This window comes from Methylomagnum ishizawai, assembly GCF_900155475.1.
Lineage (GTDB): Bacteria > Pseudomonadota > Gammaproteobacteria > Methylococcales > Methylococcaceae > Methylomagnum > Methylomagnum ishizawai_A.
This window is the reverse complement of record NZ_FXAM01000001.1, coordinates 1,126,222-1,145,473: the sequence shown is the minus strand read 5'-3', so window position 1 is coordinate 1,145,473 and position 19,252 is coordinate 1,126,222. Positions and strand designations below refer to the sequence as shown.

The 19,252-nt window shown below is 64.2% G+C and carries 16 protein-coding genes; 9 read left to right on the top strand and 7 right to left on the bottom strand.

What is annotated here, in order from left to right; translation table 11 throughout:
- Positions 1-188: 188 nt before the first annotated feature.
- Positions 189-4,505 carry an EAL domain-containing protein gene (locus tag B9N93_RS05090; protein ID WP_085211484.1) on the bottom strand — a complete coding sequence of 1,439 codons (4,317 nt, stop codon included), beginning with the start codon at positions 4,503-4,505 and terminating at the stop codon, positions 189-191.
- 251 nt (positions 4,506-4,756) lie between these two features.
- Here B9N93_RS05090 and B9N93_RS05085 point away from each other — a divergent pair, with 251 nt between their 5' ends.
- The 6 genes from B9N93_RS05085 (at position 4,757) to B9N93_RS05060 (ending at position 10,886) form a co-directional block, all read left to right on the top strand.
- Entirely contained in the window at positions 4,757-5,581 is an 825-nt protein-coding gene (locus B9N93_RS05085; protein ID WP_085211482.1) for a DUF642 domain-containing protein, read from the top strand.
- A gap of 244 nt (positions 5,582-5,825) precedes the next feature.
- On the top strand, positions 5,826-7,697 hold the full coding sequence (locus tag B9N93_RS05080) for an OprO/OprP family phosphate-selective porin (protein WP_085211480.1): 1,872 nt from the start codon (positions 5,826-5,828) through the stop codon (positions 7,695-7,697).
- A 105-nt stretch (positions 7,698-7,802) separates the two neighbouring features.
- Complete coding sequence (modA, locus tag B9N93_RS05075; RefSeq protein WP_085211478.1) at positions 7,803-8,567, top strand: molybdate ABC transporter substrate-binding protein; 765 nt, start codon at positions 7,803-7,805, stop codon at positions 8,565-8,567.
- Positions 8,568-8,574: 7 nt separating this feature from the next.
- Positions 8,575-9,270, top strand: coding sequence for a molybdate ABC transporter permease subunit (gene modB / locus B9N93_RS05070; protein WP_085211476.1), 696 nt, complete (start codon positions 8,575-8,577; stop codon positions 9,268-9,270).
- A 7-nt stretch (positions 9,271-9,277) separates the two neighbouring features.
- Positions 9,278-10,408 carry a molybdenum ABC transporter ATP-binding protein gene (modC, locus tag B9N93_RS05065; RefSeq protein WP_085211475.1) on the top strand — a complete coding sequence of 377 codons (1,131 nt, stop codon included), beginning with the start codon at positions 9,278-9,280 and terminating at the stop codon, positions 10,406-10,408.
- Positions 10,409-10,457: 49 nt separating this feature from the next.
- Positions 10,458-10,886 (top strand): TOBE domain-containing protein, encoded by a 429-nt coding sequence (locus B9N93_RS05060; protein ID WP_085211473.1) that lies wholly within the window; start codon positions 10,458-10,460, stop codon positions 10,884-10,886.
- 31 nt (positions 10,887-10,917) lie between these two features.
- Here the strand turns inward: B9N93_RS05060 and B9N93_RS05055 are convergent, their stop codons facing one another.
- From B9N93_RS05055 to kdpF, 5 genes are all read right to left on the bottom strand, one after another.
- Positions 10,918-11,349, bottom strand: a complete 432-nt coding sequence (locus B9N93_RS05055) for a hypothetical protein (RefSeq protein ID WP_085211471.1) — start codon at positions 11,347-11,349, stop codon at positions 10,918-10,920.
- Positions 11,350-11,428: 79 nt separating this feature from the next.
- Complete coding sequence (gene kdpC / locus B9N93_RS05050) at positions 11,429-12,007, bottom strand: potassium-transporting ATPase subunit KdpC (RefSeq protein ID WP_085211469.1); 579 nt, start codon at positions 12,005-12,007, stop codon at positions 11,429-11,431.
- Between the two features lie 25 nt (positions 12,008-12,032).
- Positions 12,033-14,207, bottom strand: coding sequence for a potassium-transporting ATPase subunit KdpB (kdpB, locus tag B9N93_RS05045; protein WP_085211468.1), 2,175 nt, complete (start codon positions 14,205-14,207; stop codon positions 12,033-12,035).
- 17 nt (positions 14,208-14,224) lie between these two features.
- Positions 14,225-16,009, bottom strand: coding sequence for a potassium-transporting ATPase subunit KdpA (gene kdpA, locus B9N93_RS05040; RefSeq protein ID WP_085211466.1), 1,785 nt, complete (start codon positions 16,007-16,009; stop codon positions 14,225-14,227).
- Positions 16,009-16,098 (bottom strand): K(+)-transporting ATPase subunit F, encoded by a 90-nt coding sequence (gene kdpF, locus B9N93_RS05035; protein ID WP_085211464.1) that lies wholly within the window; start codon positions 16,096-16,098, stop codon positions 16,009-16,011. The genes kdpA and kdpF overlap by 1 nt, the downstream gene beginning before the upstream one ends.
- A gap of 424 nt (positions 16,099-16,522) precedes the next feature.
- Here kdpF and B9N93_RS05030 point away from each other — a divergent pair, with 424 nt between their 5' ends.
- Together B9N93_RS05030 and B9N93_RS05025 are read left to right on the top strand one after the other, a co-directional pair.
- Positions 16,523-16,735 (top strand): hypothetical protein, encoded by a 213-nt coding sequence (locus B9N93_RS05030; protein ID WP_085211461.1) that lies wholly within the window; start codon positions 16,523-16,525, stop codon positions 16,733-16,735.
- A gap of 132 nt (positions 16,736-16,867) precedes the next feature.
- Entirely contained in the window at positions 16,868-17,335 is a 468-nt protein-coding gene (locus B9N93_RS05025) for a hypothetical protein (RefSeq protein WP_085211459.1), read from the top strand.
- Between the two features lie 162 nt (positions 17,336-17,497).
- Here B9N93_RS05025 and ppk2 read toward each other — a convergent pair whose 3' ends face one another.
- A complete protein-coding gene (gene ppk2, locus B9N93_RS05020) occupies positions 17,498-18,484 on the bottom strand; it encodes a polyphosphate kinase 2 (protein WP_085211457.1) in 987 nt (328 codons plus the stop codon).
- Between the two features lie 182 nt (positions 18,485-18,666).
- On the opposite strand from ppk2, the gene B9N93_RS05015 reads away from it, so the two are divergent.
- Entirely contained in the window at positions 18,667-19,152 is a 486-nt protein-coding gene (locus B9N93_RS05015; RefSeq protein ID WP_085211455.1) for a low molecular weight protein-tyrosine-phosphatase, read from the top strand.
- Positions 19,153-19,252: the final 100 nt, after the last annotated feature.

Genomic DNA, 19,252 nt, shown 5'->3' with positions numbered 1-19,252 from the left:
GTTTCATGCCCTTGGTGGAAAAATGGCGGGGCGGCGCGTTATCCAGCCATTATGAAAGAACACGGCCCCGGCTAGCCATGCCTAGCCGGGAAAAATATCGTCCCTCCGCCGGGGCGGTAGGACAGGCAGGCCAGGCCACTCCAGGAAGATGGGGCGGTGGGTGGGGGCGGAACCAGGCAGGCCGGGCTTCAAGCCGACCCGGCCCGGTCCCCGCGCAGCCAAGCCCCGAGTTGGTCGGCGGGCAGGGGGTGGCTGAAATAAAAACCCTGGGCCTGGTCGCAACCCTTGACGCGGAGCTTTTCCAATTGCTGGGCAGTTTCGACGCCCTCGGCGATCACCGTGAGGCCGAAATTCCGCCCCAGTTGGATGATGGTGTCGATGATGGCCTCGTCGCCGGGGTCCACGGCGATATCGCGCACGAAGGACTGGTCGATCTTCAAGCGGCTGACCGGGAAGCGCTTGAGGTAGTTAAGGCTGGAATAGCCGATGCCGAAATCGTCGATGGCGACCCGGACCCCCATATCCCGGAGCTGGTTGAGGCTGCGGCTGGTTTGCTCGTGGTCCTCCATCAGCCCGGTTTCGGTGATTTCCAACTCCAGCCATTCCGGGGCGATGCCGGTCTCGTCCAGCACCCGCGCCACTTGCTCGCCGATGGCGCTGCGGTGGCCGTCGTGGTGGAACTGTAGGGCCGAGACATTCACCGAGGTCGGCAAGGGCGGATGGCCGGCATCGGCCCAGTCCTTCAATTGGCGGGCGGCGCGGCGCAAAACCCACAGCCCCAAATCCCGGATCAAGCCGCTTTCCTCGGCCACGCGGATGAAGCGGCTGGGCGCGACATCACCCCATTCCGGGTGCGACCAGCGCAGCAAAGCCTCGCAACCCACCACCCGCCCATCGCGGATATCGACCTGGGGTTGGTAATGCAGGCGCAACTCGTCGCTGTCTAGGGCTTGGCGCAGATGCTGTTCCAGGGTCAGCGCGTTGACCGCCTCGCGCTGCATTTCCTCGGTGAAGAACTGGTAGGCATTGCGACCGCGCTGCTTGGCCCGGTACATCGCCACATCGGCGTTGCCGATCAAATCGCTGCCCGCCTGCCCATTATCCGGGTAGAGGCTGATCCCCAGACTGCAACTGATGTGCAATTCGTGGCCCTCGATCCGCATCGGCTGGCTGAGCGCCTTGACGATCTTCTGCGCCGTGTGCGCGGCCCCGTCGGCATCGGTGCCGGGCAGGATCAACATGAATTCGTCGCCGCCGGGCCGGGCCACGGTGTCCTGTTCCCTGACCGCCGTCCGCATCCGCCGGGCGGCTTCCTGCAACAAGGCATCGCCGATCAAATGGCCCAGGGAATCATTGATGTGCTTGAAATGGTCGAGGTCCAACACGAACACCGCCATGGGTTCGCCTTCCCGTTCGGCGTGGGCCAGGGCGGCGGCGAGGCGCTCGCGGAAGAACGCCCGGTTCGGCAGGTTGGTGAGGGCGTCGTAATAGGCTAGATGGCGGATGCGTTCCTCGTTGCGCTTGTGTTCGCTGATGTCGGTGAAGATGCCGATGTAGTTCTGGACCTCGCCCTGTTCGTCGCGGATGGTGCTGATGGACAGCCATTCCGGGAAGAAATGGCCGTCCTTGTGGCGGTTCCAGATTTCACCGCGCCAAGCGCCCGCGCCGTCGAGGGTTTGCCACAGCCGGGCGTAAAACTCGGGGCCGTGGCGGCCCGATTTGAGCAGCTTGGGATTCTGGCCGACGACCTCGGCGGCGCTGTAGCCGGTGGCCTCGGCGAAGGCCGGATTGACCGAGACGATGAGGTTGTCGCGGTCGGCGATCATGATGCCCTCGTTGCTGCTCTCGATAACCTGGGCCGAGAGCCGCAACCTGGCCTCGTAGCGCAAACGCTCGCCGATATCGATGGCCAGCACCAAACTGGCGTCGCGGCCGCCGTAGCGCATCCTCAGCGAATACACCTCGACCTCGACCGCTGTGCCGTCCTTGCGGCGGTGCCGCGCCCGCGCCACCCGGAGGCTATCGCAACCGGCCTCGGGCCATAGATCGGCCAGGCTCAGCCGGGCGAATTCATCCGGGGCGTAGCCATAGCGCCGGGCCGCCGCCGCATTCGCCTCCAGGATGGCGAGGCTCCCGCAATCGTAGACCCACAAGGGTTCCGGGATCAGCCGGAACAACTGGCCATAGCGCTCGGTGCTGTCGCGCAGGGCTTGTTCGGTGGTTTTGAGGGAATGGATATCGGTCAAGGTGCCCATCAGGCGTAGCGGCTTGCCTTCGGGGGAATATTCCATGACCTTGCCCACGGCGAGGATCCAATGCCAATCCCCGCTGGCGGTGCGCTGGCGGTATTCGACACGGTAGCTGTCCACCCCGCCCGCCAGATATTGGCGCAAAGTCTCGACCACCCCCAGGTCGTCGGGATGCAGGCGCTCGATCCATCCGGCATAGCTTTCCTGGTAACTGGCCGGATCGTAGCCCAGCATCCTCGGATATTCCGGCGACACCCGGCTCTCGCCAGCGGCGATATCGAAATCGAACAGCGCGGTATTGCCGGCCTGCATCGCCAAGCTCAGCCGCTCTTCGCGGTCGCGCAGCAAGGCCACGGCTTCCTCGCGCCGCCGCTCGGTCTGGAACCGATCCAGGGCCAGGGACAGGCTGGCGGCCAGTTCGGCCAGGAGGTTTACGGTTTCGTGGTCGAAGACGTTGGCCCGGTCGCTGCCCACGCACAGCACGCCGCAATGGCCTTCCGACCCGGCGATGGGGAAGGCGGCGCAGGCCAGGAGGCGATCCAGCCCGGTTTGGTTGCGCCAGGCGTAGACGCTGGGATCGGTCGCCACATCGTTGCAGACATAGGGCCGCCCCAGGCGCAACGCCAAGCTGGACGGTCCCTGCCCTTCCCAGGAACGGGCCTGGGCCAGCGCGGCGGTGGCATCGGGAAACCCGGACGCCCCGGCCTGGGCAGCGGGACGGAGCTTGCGCGAGCCGGGTTCCCTCAACCCGACCCAGACCCACTGGAAACCGCCGGTCTCGACGATCACCCGGCACACCTCGCCCAACATATCGCCCACCCGCCGCGCCCGGACAATGGCATCGTCGGCCCGGTATAGCAGCAGGTAGAACCGGTTGAGGCGCTCGATGCGCTGCTGGGCCAGGCGGCGCTCGGTGATGTCGCGCACGATATCCTGGCAGAACCGCAGTCCCCCGCGCTCGATCACCCGCAGGCTGCTTTCCACCGGGAAGGCGCTGCCATCCTTGCGCCGGTGGACGGTTTCCAACACCATGGCCCCCGCTTCCAGCAATTCCCGCCACTGCGGCTCGACCCACGGGCGTTCCGCCTCGGCCCGGAGGTCGTCGATCCGCAACCCCAGCAATTCTTGCCGGGCGTAGCCGTAGAACTGCATGGTCCGGTCGTTGACCTCGATGATGCGGCGGTTGGCGTCGGCCAGGAGGATGGCGTCGTTGGCGTATTTGCTCAGGTAGTCGAAATGGTTGGCCATGATCTGGCGTTCCAGGTCACGCCGCCGCGATTCCGAGCGCCTGAGCAACAAAAAAGCCTGGAACACCCCGGAGATGAACACCAAACCCAATCCCACCGTCATCAGCGACAAGCGGTTGACCATGGCGTAGGCTTCATCGCGGTCCATCTTCGCCACCATGATCCAGGGCGTGCCGGGGATGGGCTGGGCATAGGCCAACACGGGCACCCGGCGATAATCCAGCCCTTCCTGGATGCCCAAATGTCCGCTCAGCGCCTGCCCGGCGATGATGTGTTCGCGGTTGGCGGCGTCCAGGGGCAGACGGAAGGTCAGGGCCGTGCCTGGGCGATGGCGCAGTTCGTTGAGGAACACCACCTCGTCGCCTTCCCGCCGCACCAGCAAGGTTTCGGCGCTGGCGCTATCGGTGGGCCATTCCCGGACCAGGGGATACAGGAATTTGCGGGCATCAATCCGGGCGTACAGGACCAGGGAGGCGGAGGGGCTATCCAGGTCGACGCGGGTGAAAAAGCCCATTTCGACCCGTTCCCCACCCTGGGCGTCGCGCACCAAGGCGAGATCGTACAAATGCACGCCGGGCGTCCGGCCTTCCAATAGGATGCGGGCCACATCGAGCGGTAGCCGGGTATCGCCGCTGCCGAGGGATACCCGGCCCTGGCCGTCCAGCAGCAGGACCGCGTCGAAATCGAACAGCCGCCGCATATACTCGTTCCGGTCCAGCAATTCCTGGCGCTCCACCGCCGCGCCCCTGGCGTATTGTTGCAAGCGAATCACGAATTGAGGTCCGTTCGCCAGGGCTTCGACCTGGGTACGGCTTTCGGCCAGCCACGCCGCGATGCGCTCGGCCTTGAGGGTGGCGGCGGTGCGAAGTTGGTTTTGGATTTCGGCGCGGGCCGATTCGCGCAGGAAATAGTAGGCGACGCCACCGAGCAAGACGGGGACGAACACCAGCAAGACGGCCAGCCACAAGGTCTGGCTGTTCTTTCCTAGGAAAACCCGGACATCTTTCATGGTGGCGCGGTGTTCTGGGGCGGGGCGGGAGGTTTTCCTTTCGATTGCGCCCGCCGCGATAAATTCACCCGGCCCCGTCCTCCCATAGCGGATATAGCGGTTTATTGTTGGGCCAGCACGGCGGCATCCCGGGCCTGGACAAGACGGAATGGCGGGGGAATTTGGCAAATGGTGCGGCTGGATTCTTGCCAACTACTCGCTCTGTTAAGCTATCACCGCCAGTGCCGATGTAGACCCGATAACACATCGGAATGGACAACCATAGGAAAAAGCGCATCCACCCGTTCCGGTCCCAACGCGACCTGCCGGATTCCGGCATCAACGGTATTTTTATAATTTCAATCCATGAGGTTCTCTCTATGAAAAACCCATCTCTCTTCCACCTGGCGGGGCTGCTCCTCGCCATGGCCGCCGCCTCCGGTGCCCAGGCGGGCCTGGTCAACGGCGATTTCGAGTCGAACGGTGGCTTCGGCAGCAGTTCGGCCACGGGCTGGACCCTAGACGGCTCGGCAACCGCCTACATCCTCGATACCACAGCCGACGATTCGACCAGCAACCCATACAATATTTGGGGTCCCGACAATGGCGTGAACAATGGTTTCACCGGCAGCACGAACAGCGGCTTCTTCCTGGGCTTGCAGAGTGATGTCGGCACCGCGGGGATATCGCAAACGATCAACGGATTGACGGTAGGCAATCAATACGCCTTGGCGTTTGAATGGGCGGCTGCCCAACTGAGCGCCGCCTCGGGCGCAACCACGCAAAGCATCAGCGTGGACTTTGGCAGCGACTCCACGAACGTGTCCACATTTAATGCAAGCCAAGGCTTCAGCGGTTGGCTGTCCGTCAACGCCACCTTTACCGCCGCATCAACGTCCCAAACCCTGTCCTTTATCGCGACGGGTTCCTCCGGCTTAGGCCCGCTCACCTTGATCGACGGCATCAGCCTGACCGATATAACCCCGCCACCGCCCTCCGCCACGCCCGAACCGGGCTCGCTTGCGCTGTTGGCGATTGGCGCGGTGTCCGTTCTGACCCGGAGCCGCCGCGGCAAACCGCTTGAGTTGGCCGCCTAATCCAGGCTGAACCGCCGGGAATCCGGGCTCCGTTCTCCAGCGGCCCCGGATTCCACCGAATCCCTCCGTCTCCTTCCCCGCCTTTCTCCCTCCCGGTTCCCGCCTTTGGCTTGCTATCTGCATCGTTAACACCTTAAATAAATAGCGGGCCGGATTCCCGCATCATAATCGGGCGCATTCCCACGCCCACCTTGACGCTGCCCCAATGTGGCACGCGAACCGACTACCACCCCCGAGGGTCGCGATGAATAGAAATAAAACCCTGGCCCTGGCCGGGACCGGGCTTTGGTTCGCCATACCTTCGGCCAGTCCGGCGATGAGTTTCGAGGAGCGTATGGAAGCCATGGAAAAGCGCGTGTTGGAAATGGAACAGCGGCTGGAAAAATCGGAAGGCGAGAACGCCCGGTTGCGCAAACAATTGGCCGCGCAACCGGCGGCGACCCCGGCGGCCAGCGCCGCCCAAGCCGGGGTGAACACCCCGGACCTCAAAACCCTGGACCAGAAAATCAGGCTGGTGGAGCGCAAGCTGGAAATAGACAAGGCAACCGTGGAAGCCGCCAAGAAAACCACCGCCACCGTCGAAGCCGACCCCTCGACCGGGTTCCGTATCAAATCGGCGAGCGGCGATCATCAGTTGTTCCTACGCGGCTATGTGCAGACCGACGGCGATTTCTTCATGGACGACAAGCATTCCAACGCGGTCGGGGTCGGACTCAACGCCAGCGGCCAGCCCAATCCCATCCAGCAAGGCACCGGGCTGGGCACGGATAAATTCTGGGTGCGCCGCGCCCGCCTGCAAACCGGCGGCACCCTGTTCAAATACAACGATTTCCTGGTCGGAGTCGATTTCGGGCAAGGTCAGGCGCGGCTGTTCGACGCCTATATGGACATGCATTACTTCCCGTTCGCCAGCCTGTCGGTGGGCAAGCAACGCGGCCCCGTGGGCCTGGAACGCGCCCTGACCGCCACCAACCTGGTATTCGCGGAACGCGCCTATGTCAGCGAGATCGTGCCCAATCGCGAAATCGGCGCGATGCTGCACGGCGAATTCGGCTATCCCGGCTACAAACCGCAATATCGCGGCCCCAACAACCTCGCCAATTTCTTCACCTACCAAGTCGGCGTCTACAACGGCACGCTGGACAACCAAGCGGTGCAGAACGTGGATACGACCAGCTTCGATAACAAGGCCTTCGAGGGCCGTTTGTTCGCGCATCCGTTCCAGCATACCGGTATCGCCGCCCTGGACGGCCTGGGACTCGGGTTCGCGGGCACCTACGCCACACCCACCCGCCAGGGCAACATGCCCAGCCTGCTGTCGGTGGGCCAGAACACCATCCTGAGCTATGCCACCGGCACCACCCTCACCGGCAGCAGCGTCGCCACGGCGGCGACCCAATCCAATACCCCCGCCACTGGCCAGACTACGACCACCACCACGACCACGACCTCCAGCACCGCCTTCTCCGCCGCGTTGTCGAACGGCGAGCAATACCATATCGCCCCGCAAGGCTATTGGTACTGGGGTCCGTTCGGGCTGATGGCCGAATACGCGCTGTCCTCGCAGGACTTGGCGGTGCAGCAGACCGATTCCACCACCACCGCCGTCAAGACCGACGTGAAAAGCACCGTGGCCCCCAACACCACCCGCACCACCAGCAAGACCACGACCACGGTGGCGGCGGGCCAGCCCGTGACGGTGAACCAGACCCGGCAGAACAACCAAGCCTGGCATGTCTCCCTGTCCTATGTGCTGACCGGCGAGGACAACACCTTCATGGGCGTGAAGCCCAGCCACAATTTCAACCCCTTCGAGGGGCAATGGGGCGCGTTCCAGATCGGCACCCGCTGGACCGAGTTGGACATCGACAAAGACACTTTCAAGAATTTCGGCACCGGCAGCAAACCTGTGTACCTGTTCGCCGACCCCCGCGCCTCGGTGCAACACGCCACGACCTGGGGCATCAGCACCAGTTGGTGGCTGAACCAGAACACCAAGATCATGGCCGATTACGAGCAGACCTATTTCCAGGGTGGCGCGGTCAACAGCGCCAAGCAGGTGGTGGACCGGCCCATGGAAAAAGTGTTCTTCACCCGGTTCCAATTGTCCTATTAAGAAGACCCGCCGGTTTCGCTGGTTTTTCCGTCCCGCGTCAAACCGTCCGGCCCCGATACGGCCCGGTTTTTGCTTTCGCCAACCCATCGCTGAGGAGACCGCCCCATGAAGCCCCGTCCAACCCTGAAAACCGGCCTGCTCGCCGCCGCGCTCTACGGCCTGGGCGCGACGCCCGCCCTGGCCGATATCACCGTCTACGCCGCCGCCAGCCTGACCGCCGCCTTGACCGATATCGCCAAAAGCTTCGAGCAAGCCCACCAGACCCCGGTGAAGCTGTCCTTCGCCGCGTCCTCCGCCCTGGCCAAACAGATCGAGCAAGGCGCGCCCGCCGATGTGTTCATCTCGGCGGACACCAAATGGGTGGATTACCTCGACAACAAGGGCAAGATCGACCACAACTCGCTGAGCAACCTCTTGGGCAATACCCTGGTGCTGATCGCGCCCAAGGGCCAGGGCTTCAAGGTGGAAATGCGGAAGGGCTTCGATTTCGCCCACGCCTTCGCGGGCAATCTTTGCACCGGCACGGTGGAATCGGTGCCGGTCGGCATCTACGCCAAAGAAGCCCTCACCCATCTCGATTGGTGGAAAACCATCCAATACCGGGTGGTCGGGGCCGACGATGTGAAGGCGGCGCTCAACCTGATCGAACGCGGCGAATGCGAGGCCGGGATCGTCTACGAGACCGACGCCAAGCAAAGCACCAAGGTGGACGTGATCGCCCGCTTCCCGGACGACACCCACGCGCCCATCGTCTATCCGGCGGTGCTGGTCACCCAGGCGGGCGAGGCCCAGGATTTCTTGAAATACCTGCAAGGCCCGGCGGCCCAAGGCGTGTTCGTGAAATACGGCTTCAAATGGCTGGGGAAATAAGCCCGGCATGTCCACCCTAACCCCCGAGGAACTCTCCGCGCTGTGGCTCTCGCTCAAGGTCAGCCTGTGCGCGGTGCTGGCGATCCTGCCGCCCGGCATCGGGCTGGGCTGGCTGTTGGCGCGGCGGCGATTCCCCGGCAAGGCGCTGATCGAGGCGGCGCTGCAATTGCCGATGGTGTTGCCGCCGGTGGTTACGGGCTATGTGCTGCTGCTGCTGTTCGGACGGCGCGGCTGGCTGGGACCGTGGCTCAAGGACACTTTCGGCCTCAGCGTGGCCTTCAGTTGGAAGGGCGCGGCCATCGCGGCGGCGGTGATGAGCTTTCCCCTGATGGTGCGCTCGGTGCGGCTGTCCATGAGCCTGATCGAACCCCGGCTGGAACAAGCCGCCAGCACCCTGGGGGCCGGGCCGGCCGGCGTGTTCCTCACCGTCACCCTGCCCCTGGCCTTGCCCGGCATCCTGACCGGGGCCATCCTCGGCTTCGCCCGCAGCCTCGGCGAATTCGGCGCGACCATCACTTTCGTCGGCAATATCGAAGGTGAGACCCGCACCCTGCCGCTGGCGCTCTACACCTACACCCAGACGCCGGACGGCGACGGCCCCGCCTTACGCTTGGTGCTGATCTCCGTCGCCACCGCCTTCGCCGCCCTGATCGGCAGCGAAATCCTCACCCGCCGCGCCGAGCGCCGTTTGAACGGGGACTAGGCCCACCATGTTGCATCTGGACGTGGCCCTGAACCGGGGCCGTTTCGACCTCGAAGCCCAACTCGACCTGGACGGCGGCGTGACCGGCCTGTTCGGTCCCTCGGGTTCCGGCAAAAGCACGCTCCTGGGCATCCTGGCCGGTTTGGTGCGGCCCGACCGGGGCCGGATCACGCTCCACGGCGAACCCATCTACGACAGCGCGAGCGGCCTGTGTCTGCCGCCGCACCGCCGCCGCATCGGGCTGGTGTTCCAGGACAGCCAGTTGTTCCCGCATTATTCGGTGAAGGGCAACCTGCTGTACGGTTTCAAGCGCAGGCCGGCACCGGAGCGCCGTTTCCAGTTCGACGATATCGTCGATCTCCTGGCTTTGCGTCCTTTGCTCGACGCCCATCCGCGCCGCATCTCCGGCGGGGAAAAACAGCGGGTGGCCCTGGGCCGCTCGCTGCTGGCCGCGCCGCGGCTGTTGCTGCTGGACGAACCCCTGGCGGCGCTGGACACGAACCTCAAAGCGCAAATCCTGCCTTTCCTGCAAAAAATCCGCGACGAACTCAAACTGCCGATGATCTTCGTCTCCCACGCCTTGCCGGAAATCCTGCACCTGACCGACCGCATGGCCCTGGTCGGCGGCGGGCGCATCCTGGCGTTCGGCGACCTGGGCGATATCCTCATGGGCCAAGGGCACGGCGGACCCCGTCCGCTCGGTCCCGACAACTTGCTCGCGGCCACGGTCGAGGGCCACGACCCCGACCACGGTTGCACCCTGGCCCGCTGCGGGCCCACGCGGCTGGCCTTGCCCCTGCGCGCCGAACTGGCCCCCGGCGATATCGCCTACGTCTCCCTGCACCGGGGCGAAATCGCCCTGTCGCGGCGGGAAATCACGGAAATTTCCATCCAGAACCAATTCGCCGGGCGTATCCTACGGATCGAATCCAAGGGCAGCGGGGTCCAGGTTTGGATCGACGCGGGCAGCCCGCTGGTGGCCGAGATCACCCCGCGCTCCGCCCGCGACCTGGCCTTGGCGGTGGGCGACACCCTATATTGCCTGGTCAAGACCCGGTCGTTCTCCTATCTGCTGGACCGCGCCGGGAACCCATCGCAACCAGCCTCCCCGGTACGGCCCGCCCAGCCTCCGCCCTGAAGCCCGAACCCGTCCTTCCAACCCAAGCACCCGATCCAGGAGATCCAATATGAAAGCCAGCGCACGCAACCAACTGAGCGGCAAAATCACCGGCGTCCGCACCGGGGCCACCTATGCCGAGGTCGATATCAGCCTCAAGGGCGGCACCACCCTCTGCGCCTCGGTCACCAACGAATCGGTGGACAAACTGGGGCTGGCCGTGGGCGGCGACGCGCTCGCCCTCATCAAGGCACCGCAGGTCATGATCGTGAAGGAATTCGGCGGCTACCGGCTGTCGGCCCGCAACCAACTGGCCGGCACCGTGGCGCGGGTGCAGAAAGGCGCGGTGAACGCCGAAGTGGTGGTGGCCTTGGAAGGCGGCGACACCATCGCGGCCACCATCACCAACGACAGCGTGGACGCCCTGGGGCTCAAGGTCGGCGAAACCGCCACGGCGGTGTTCAAGGCGGGCGCGGTGATCCTGGGCGTGGTCGCCTGAAACCACCGCGCAGGCCGGGGTCCGGCCCTCCTTATTTCCTGCCCGGTGGCGGAGTCACCACGACCAGGGCGTAATCGATCTTGTCGTGGTCGGGAAACAGCGATAGCTCGGCGATGCCGGGGATGGTTTGCCAGGTCATGACCTCGTCGGTGGCGACCTCCGGCTCCTGGCCCTTGAATCCCAGGCGGGCGATAGCGCTCTTGTCGTAGGGCAGTTCGCCCGGATCGTTGATGATGATTTGCTCGGCCTTATCCTTGGCGAAAACCACTTCCACCCCGTAGGCGGCGTAGCGGCATGCCAACCCATGCCTGGATTTCCGGCAGAACTCGGCCGCCCCGAGTGTCTGCTCGACCTGGGCCTGGGAAGCGTGGACCAGGGCGGGCACATCGACCAACACCGGCGCTGCATCGGCCAGGGCGGACCCAGCGCAGGACAACAAGGCGAGCGTAAAAATCTTCCTCATGAATGGTTCTCTCTGGATGGACGCAAAGCCGGAGAGTTTACGGCATCGGCCTGGGCTTGTCCGGCGCTAGCGGCCCGGCTCAACGCGGCAGCGCGGCCAGTTCCAAATTCAATTCCAACACATTGACCCTGGGCTCGCCCAGGACGCCCCATTGCCGGCCTTCGGTGTGGCGGGCAACGAGGTCGCGCACGATTTCCGGGGCGAGTTGCCGCGCCCTGGCGACGCGCCCGACCTGGTATTCCGCCGCCGCCGGACTGATCTGGGGATCGAGTCCGCTGGCCGAGGCCGTGACCAGATCGACCGGGACCGGCGCGATATTGCCAGGATCGGCCTCGCGCAAAGCCTGGATACGGGCCTGCACGGCAGCCTTGAGCGCGGGATTCAGCGGTCCCAGGTTGGAACCGGCGGAAGCCCCGGCATTGTAGGGATAGGGCGCGGTGGCCGAAGGCCGTCCCCAGAACAGGCCCGGATCGCTATAGGGTTGGCCGATCAGGCGCGAGCCTTGCCGTTGGCCGTCCTGGCCCTGGATCAAGCTGCCATTGGCCTGTGCCGGGAACAGGACTTGGGCGAGGCCGGTGACGGCGGCGGGATAGATCATCCCGGTCAGCACGGTGAAAACGACCAGCAGCACACAGGCCGGTTTGAGATGGGAAATCATGGTTTCGCCTCCTTCGATGGATCAATCAAGCCCAGCCCAGCGCGGCCAAGAGCATATCTATCGCCTTGATGCCGACGAAAGGCACCACCAAGCCACCCAATCCGTAGATCAACAGGTTATCCCGCAGCAACACCGCCGCCCCCACCGGACGGTAGCGGATGCCCTTCAACGCCAAGGGAATCAGGGCGACGATAATCAGCGCGTTGAAAATCACGGCGGACAGGATGGCGCTGGCCGGGGTCGCGAGGTGCATGATGTTGAGGGCACCCAAGGCCGGATAGGTGCCGGCGAACGCCGCCGGGATGATGGCGAAATACTTGGAGATATCATTGGCGAGACTGAACGTGGTCAAGGCTCCCCGCGTCATCAACATCTGCTTGCCGGTCTCGACGATCTCGATCAGCTTAGTCGGGTTGGAATCCAGGTCCACCATGTTGCCCGCCTCCTTGGCCGCCTGGGTGCCGGAATTCATCGCCACCGCCACATCGGCCTGGGCCAGGGCCGGGGCGTCGTTGGTGCCGTCGCCGGTCATGGCGACCAAACGGCCTTCGGCCTGATGCTCGCGGATCAGCTTGAGTTTCATTTCCGGGGTGGCCTCGGCCAGGAAATCATCCACCCCGGCCTCGGCGGCGATGGCGGCGGCGGTCAGCCGGTTGTCGCCGGTGATCATGATGGTCTTGATGCCCATCTGCCGCAATTCGGCGAAGCGCTCCTTGATGCCGCCCTTCACGATGTCCTTGAGTTCGATCACGCCCAGGACTTTGGCTCCCTCGGCCACCACCAAGGGCGTGCTGCCGCGGCGGGCCACCTCGTCCACCAGGGTTTGGATTTGCTTGGGCAACTCGCCGTCCTGTTCCTCGACGAAACGGCGGATGGCATCCGCCGCACCCTTGCGGATTGGCCGCCCGTCCTTGAGGTTGACCCCGCTCATGCGCGACTGGGCGCTGAAATGCACGAAGCTCGCGCCCAGGCTGTGGACATCGCGCTCGCGCAACCCGTATTTCTGCTTGGCGAGGACCACGATGCTGCGGCCTTCCGGGGTCTCGTCGGCCAGGGACGCCAGTTGCGCGGCGCTGGCCAAATCCTGCTCCCGCACCCCCGCGACGGCGAGGAATTTGGCGGCTTGGCGGTTGCCCAGGGTGATGGTGCCGGTCTTGTCCAACAGCAGCACATCGACATCGCCCGCCGCCTCCACCGCCCGGCCCGAAGTGGCGATCACATTCTTCTGCATCATCCGCCCGATCCCGGCCACGCCGATGGCCGACAGCAAGCCGCCGATAGTGGTCGGGATCAAACACACCAATAGCGCCACCAGCACGGTGATGGTGATGGGCGCCCCGGTCCCGGCCACCTCCACGCTGTACAGCGAGAACGGCAGCAGGGTGGCGGTGGTTTTCAGGAAGATGAGCGTGAAAGCCACCAGCAGGATGGTCAGGGCGATTTCGTTGGGGGTTTTCTGGCGCTGGGCGTTCTCGACCATGCCGATCATGCGGTCGAGGAAAGCTTCGCCGGGGTTGGCGGTGATGCGGACCACCAGCCAATCCGACAGCACGCGGGTACCGCCCGTCACCGAACTGAAATCGCCGCCGGATTCGCGAATCACCGGGGCCGATTCGCCGGTGATGGCGCTCTCGTCCACCGAGGCCACACCCTCGATCACCTCGCCATCGCCGGGCACGAAATCCCCGGCCTCGATCAAGACCACATCGCCCAACCTCAAACCGGCACCGGGCACGGCCTGGAATTTCGCGCCGTGGCGCGGTTCGTCCAGTTTTTTCGCCACGATGTCGCGCTTGGCGCTACGCAGGAAGGCCGCTTGCGCCTTGCTGCGGCCTTCCGCCACCGCCTCGGCGAAATTGGCGAACAGCACCGTGAACCACAGCCACAACGCGATGGCGAAAATGAACCCGGCGGGCGCTTCGCCCCGGCCCAGCAGGGCTTGGACCCAGAGCAAGGTGGTCAACAAGCTGCCGAGATAGACCACGAACATCACCGGGTTCTTGGCCTGCACCGCCGGGGTGAGCTTGCGGAAAGACTCGGCCAAGGCCGCTTTCAGCAAAGCGGGATCGGTGAGGGATTGGGTTTTGGGGCGGTGTCCGGGTTCGAGCGCGAGGGCCGTCCCGGCGGAAACCGCCGACGGGGTTTGGGCAGTCGGGCCGTCGCCGGGCGGGGCCAGGAAATAACTGGTTTTTTTGCTCATCGTGGATGCCTCGCTGTTCAATGGACGTCGATCATTTGCAGATGCTCGGCCACCGGACCCAGGGCCAGCACCGGCAAGAACGCCAAAGCCCCGACCACGATCACCGTGCCGATCAGCAAAGCCACGAACAAGGGGGTATGGGTCGGCAAAGTGCCCGCGCCGACCGGCACGGTCTTCTTCCCGGCCAAGGAACCGGCGATGGCCAGCACCGGCACCACCAGCCCATAGCGGGCGAATAGCATCGCCAATCCCAACGCGGTGTTATAGAACGGCGTATTGGCCGACAGCCCGGCGAAGGCGCTGCCGTTGTTATTGCCCGCCGAGGAGAAGGCGTAGAGGATTTCGGTGAACCCATGGGCACCGGGATTGGCGACCGCCGCCTTGCCCGCGTCGGCCAGCACCGCCACGGCGGTCCCGACCAAGACCAACAAGGGCGGAATCAGGATCACCAAGGTGGCCATCTTGACCTCGTAGGCTTCGATCTTCTTGCCCAGGTATTCCGGGGTGCGGCCGATCATCAGCCCGGCCACGAACACCGCGACCAGGGCGAACACGATCATCCCGTACAGCCCCGAACCCACCCCACCGAACACCACCTCGCCCAATTGCATCAGCCACAGCGGAATCATGCCGCCGAGTGGCGTGAAGGAATCGTGCAGGGCGTTGACCGAGCCATTGGAAGCGGCGGTGGTCGCCACCGCCCACAGCACCGAATCCGCGATGCCGAAGCGGGCCTCCTTGCCTTCCATATTGCCGCCGGACTGCGTGCCCGAGGCGGCTTGATCGACGCCCAAGGCGGCGAGGCCCGGATTGCCCGCTTGCTCCAAAGGCACGGCAGCCAGCACCAAGGCCACGAAAATCAGCGTCATAGCGGCGAGGATGGCCCAGCCCTGGCGGGCGTCGCCCACCATCGCGCCGAAGGTATGGCACAGCGCGGCGGGGATCAGCAGGATGGCGATCAACTCCAGGAAATTCGACAGCGGTGTCGGATTCTCGAAAGGATGGGCCGAATTGGCATTGAAGAAACCGCCACCATTGGTGCCGAGTTGCTTGATAGCGATTTGGGACGCCGCCGGACCGAGCGCCAGGGTCTGCTCCTTGATTTCCACCGGGGTCGCGACCTGTTGACCCTGGGCATCGACCTGGACCTGCGTATAGCCGACCGGCTGTTGCAAAGCCACGGTCTGATAAGCTCCGAAAGTCTGCACCACGCCCTGCCCCACCAACACCAAGGCCAGCACCAGGGACAGCGGCAGCAGGATATAAAGGATGCTCCGGGTCAGGTCCACCCAGAAATTACCCAGGGTCGCGGCGTTCTTGCGGACGAAACCCCGCACCAGGGCGACCAGGGTCGCCATGCCGGTGGCGGCGGACACGAAATTCTGCACCGTGAGACCGAACATCTGGGTGAGGTAGCTCATCGTGGTTTCGCCCGCGTAGCCCTGCCAATTGGTGTTGGTGGCGAAGCTGACGGCGGTGTTGAAGGCCGAATCCGGGCCGATGGCGGGCAGTCCTTGCGGGTTCAGCGGCAGATCGGCCTGCAACCGCTGCAGGGCGAACAGCGCCAAAGTCCCCACAAGATTGAACAACAGCAAGGCGATGGCATAGTCGGTCCAGCGCATTTCCCTCCCCGGATCGACCCCGGACAGGCGGTAGATCAGATGTTCGAGCGGGGCCAAACTGGGATCGAACCAGGTTGGCCGGCCTTGGTAGACCCGCGCCATATAAACGCCCAAAGGCCGGGCCAAGGCCAGCAACATGACCAGGTAAAGCGTGATTTGCAACAGGCTATCCAGGGTCATCAGAATTTCTCCGGGTAGAGCAAGGCGAACACCAGATAAAGGAAGACGCCCAGGGCCAGCAGCCCGCTCACAAGATAAAGCCCGCTCATGGCGACCTCCTGAGCCGGTCGCAGCCGTAGACGAGGGCGAAACCGAGCCCGAAGCAAACCAGGATGAGGGCGAGATACAGGATGTCCATCAGGAACCTCCTCGGGAAAGGATGGCGTTGCGAACCGGCCCGTTCCGGGCCTACCCAGGCCGATGGGCACCGGGCCATCGGCACGGCATGATCTTAGGAAAAGGCGGGTAAAAAGTGCGTAAGGTTTCGCGGTGACGGCATAAACGGGGCGTAAAAATGGCCCGGCACGGCGGTATCGCCCTTGTCCGCGCCATCCGCTGGAAACCCCGCCCCGCGTGCAAGGGGATTCATCGGAAACGCGATGGATTCCGTGACTTTTTTCGCGCTTCGGCGACGGAAACTATACGAAACTCAAGATTCAACACTCTTGAGGGCGTCCTCGCAGGGAGATCGTTATGGACATCCACCCAGCCAACGAATCTGTGGACCTTTCGCACCTGGGTTATCAACTGTTGGCAATAACCACCACCGCCGCAGACTTGGCCGCCATCGAGCGCCAGGCCAAAAAGGACAACCTGTTCACGGTGTATACCGTGTATGGCTCCGGCCATACCTATATCTGGGGCCGGGAAGAACGGTGGCTCGGCACCGATATGGAGGCTTCTTAGGGCGGGCGGCCCGACTGGACCCCAGGGAACCGGCCCGGTCGCACGGGCGGATCAATCCGCCACTGGCACAATATGGCTCGATTATTGCTTTCGGCGGGAATCGCCGCCAATAACAGCTATTCACCGAGCCGCATGGTCAAAATATCAGAACGCCTATCCCAGCTTTTCAAATCCTCCGCCGAAGCCAGAATCGCCCATGATTTCCTGGAACGGAAACTCCGCTCGACCCCCTCTTGGGAAACCGAAGACCCGACCGCGGCCCTGGGCGCCCTGGCCCTGGCCGAACGCGACCCCGAACGCCTGGGGGCGTGGTGCGGGGAATGGCTATCCGATGAGCAAATACAGGTCTTGCGGCGGGCGTTGCGCATGGCCGCCCAGCATCAGCGGGTGTACAAGCGCACCGTGATGCTGTCGCCCCGCGCCCATCTGCTGGTCAAAACCTTGTCCGAACTGGAGGGGCTCAATATGTCCGACGCCATCGAACGGCACTTGGAACGTGTCCTGGGGGAGCACCATGGCATGATGTTGCGGACGATGATCGACGAAGGCAGCGGCCAGGTCGACCACGATATCCTACCCGCGGCGGCGGGCGGCGAATGAAACCCCGCCCATGTGAAAACCCGCACAAATCCGCGTGAAATCACGCATACCGGCCCAGCCCGCCGCGCCGCCCAGTCCGATATACCCCCACCCCACCCGCTCCCATTTCCGGCTTCATTCCCATCCGGCCAGCGTTTTTGCGGGTTTCCGGCACGGTCTCCCTTAGGATAATCCCGGACTATCTTCGCTTGTTTCCAATACCCGTGCGGCGGGTCCGACCAAGAGCGGGTCCGGTTCGCAGGCGACCTTGGGGTCCTTGTCGGGATAAGGCAGGGTATAGAGGAAATGGCGCATGCAATTGATGCGGGCGCGTTTCTTATCGTCGGATTTGATCACCGTCCAGGGCGCGTCGGCGGTATCGGTATGGAAGAACATGGCCTTTTTGGCTTCGGTGTAATCGTCCCAGCGGTCCAGCGATTTGATATCGATGGGACTGAGTTTCCAATGCTTGAGCGGATCGTCGCGGCGGGCCACGAAGCGCCGCAACTGCTCCTCGCGGCTGACCGAGAACCAGTACTTGAACAAGCGGATGCCGCTGTTCACCCACATCCGCTCCAAGAATGGGGCTTGGCGCAGGAATTCCAGATATTCCAAGGGTTTGCAAAAGCCCATGACCCGCTCCACCCCGGCCCGGTTGTACCAGGAGCGGTCGAAGAACACCATCTCCCCGGCGGTCGGGAAGTGCCCGATATAACGCTGGAAATACCATTGGCCGCGCTCCACCTCGGTGGGTTTTTCCAAGGCCACGACCCTGGCCCCGCGCGGATTGAGATGTTCCGTGAAGCGCTTGATGGTGCCGCCCTTGCCCGCCGCGTCCCGCCCCTCGAACAGCACGATCATGCGCTGGCCGGACTGTTTCACCCAACTCTGCACCTTGAGCAATTCGATCTGCAATTCCTGCTTGAGCCGCTCGTATTCGCGCCTGCGCATCCGGCCCGGATAGGGGTAGTCCTGGGGCAACCGGGCTTCGTCGCTGTCCTCCCCGGTGCCGGCGGGGGCGTTGGCGACCAAGAGCGCGGTGGGTCCGTGGCTGATCGCCCCGATTTCCGCCGCGGCTTCCGGGTTGGGCGGTTCCGGGGTTTGCGCCGGGGCGGTGGCGACGGGATCGGTGGCGGATGCGCCGGGGGTTTTGGGTTTGGATCGACTCATGGCATAGGCTCCTGGGAGGTCGGGGTCGTGTTATCCACCCCCGAAGTGTAGCGGCAAAACCCCGGTCCCAAGCGGCACCGGCGCGGCAGGACTCGCGGCGGAAGGGGCGCTGTTGTATCTTCGTGGTTTTGGGCGGCGCGGACGGGAACGCGACCTAGGCCGCGCCCTGGATTCCGAGGAGGATGGACGACGTGAAGCTGTTGTTTTGTTGCATGGGGAATATCTGCCGCTCCCCGATGGCGGAGGGTTTATTCAGGCACCTGGCGGAGAACGCCGGGTTCGGGGACGTGGTCTTCGTCGATTCGGCGGGCACCCATGCCAATTTCCCGGACGCGCCGCCCGACCCACGCGCTCAAAAAGCCATGGCGGAACTCGGCATCGATATCAGCGGACAGCGGGCGCGGGCGGTGCGGCGGGCGGATTTCGAGCGCTTCGACCTAGTCCTGGCCATGGACGGCCACAACTTCGACACGCTGCGCTATATCTGCCCCAAGCAGCATGTCCACAAGATCGTGCGGATGCTGGATTACGCCCCCCGGCTCGGGACCCGGAGCCTGCCCGACCCCTTCCATGCCGACGACGCGGCCTTCATCGAGGTCCGGGAGATGTTGGAAGCCGCGACGGCGGGATTGCTAGAAGCGCTCAGGCCGAATTTGGCCGCAGGCTAAGGGCTTGAAAACAGGCGGGCCGCGCCGCCATCCCGGCCCCGGACCAAAAAAGTCGGGCGCGGGCGCTTGAACAAGATTATTAAGGTTCATAGAATAGCCG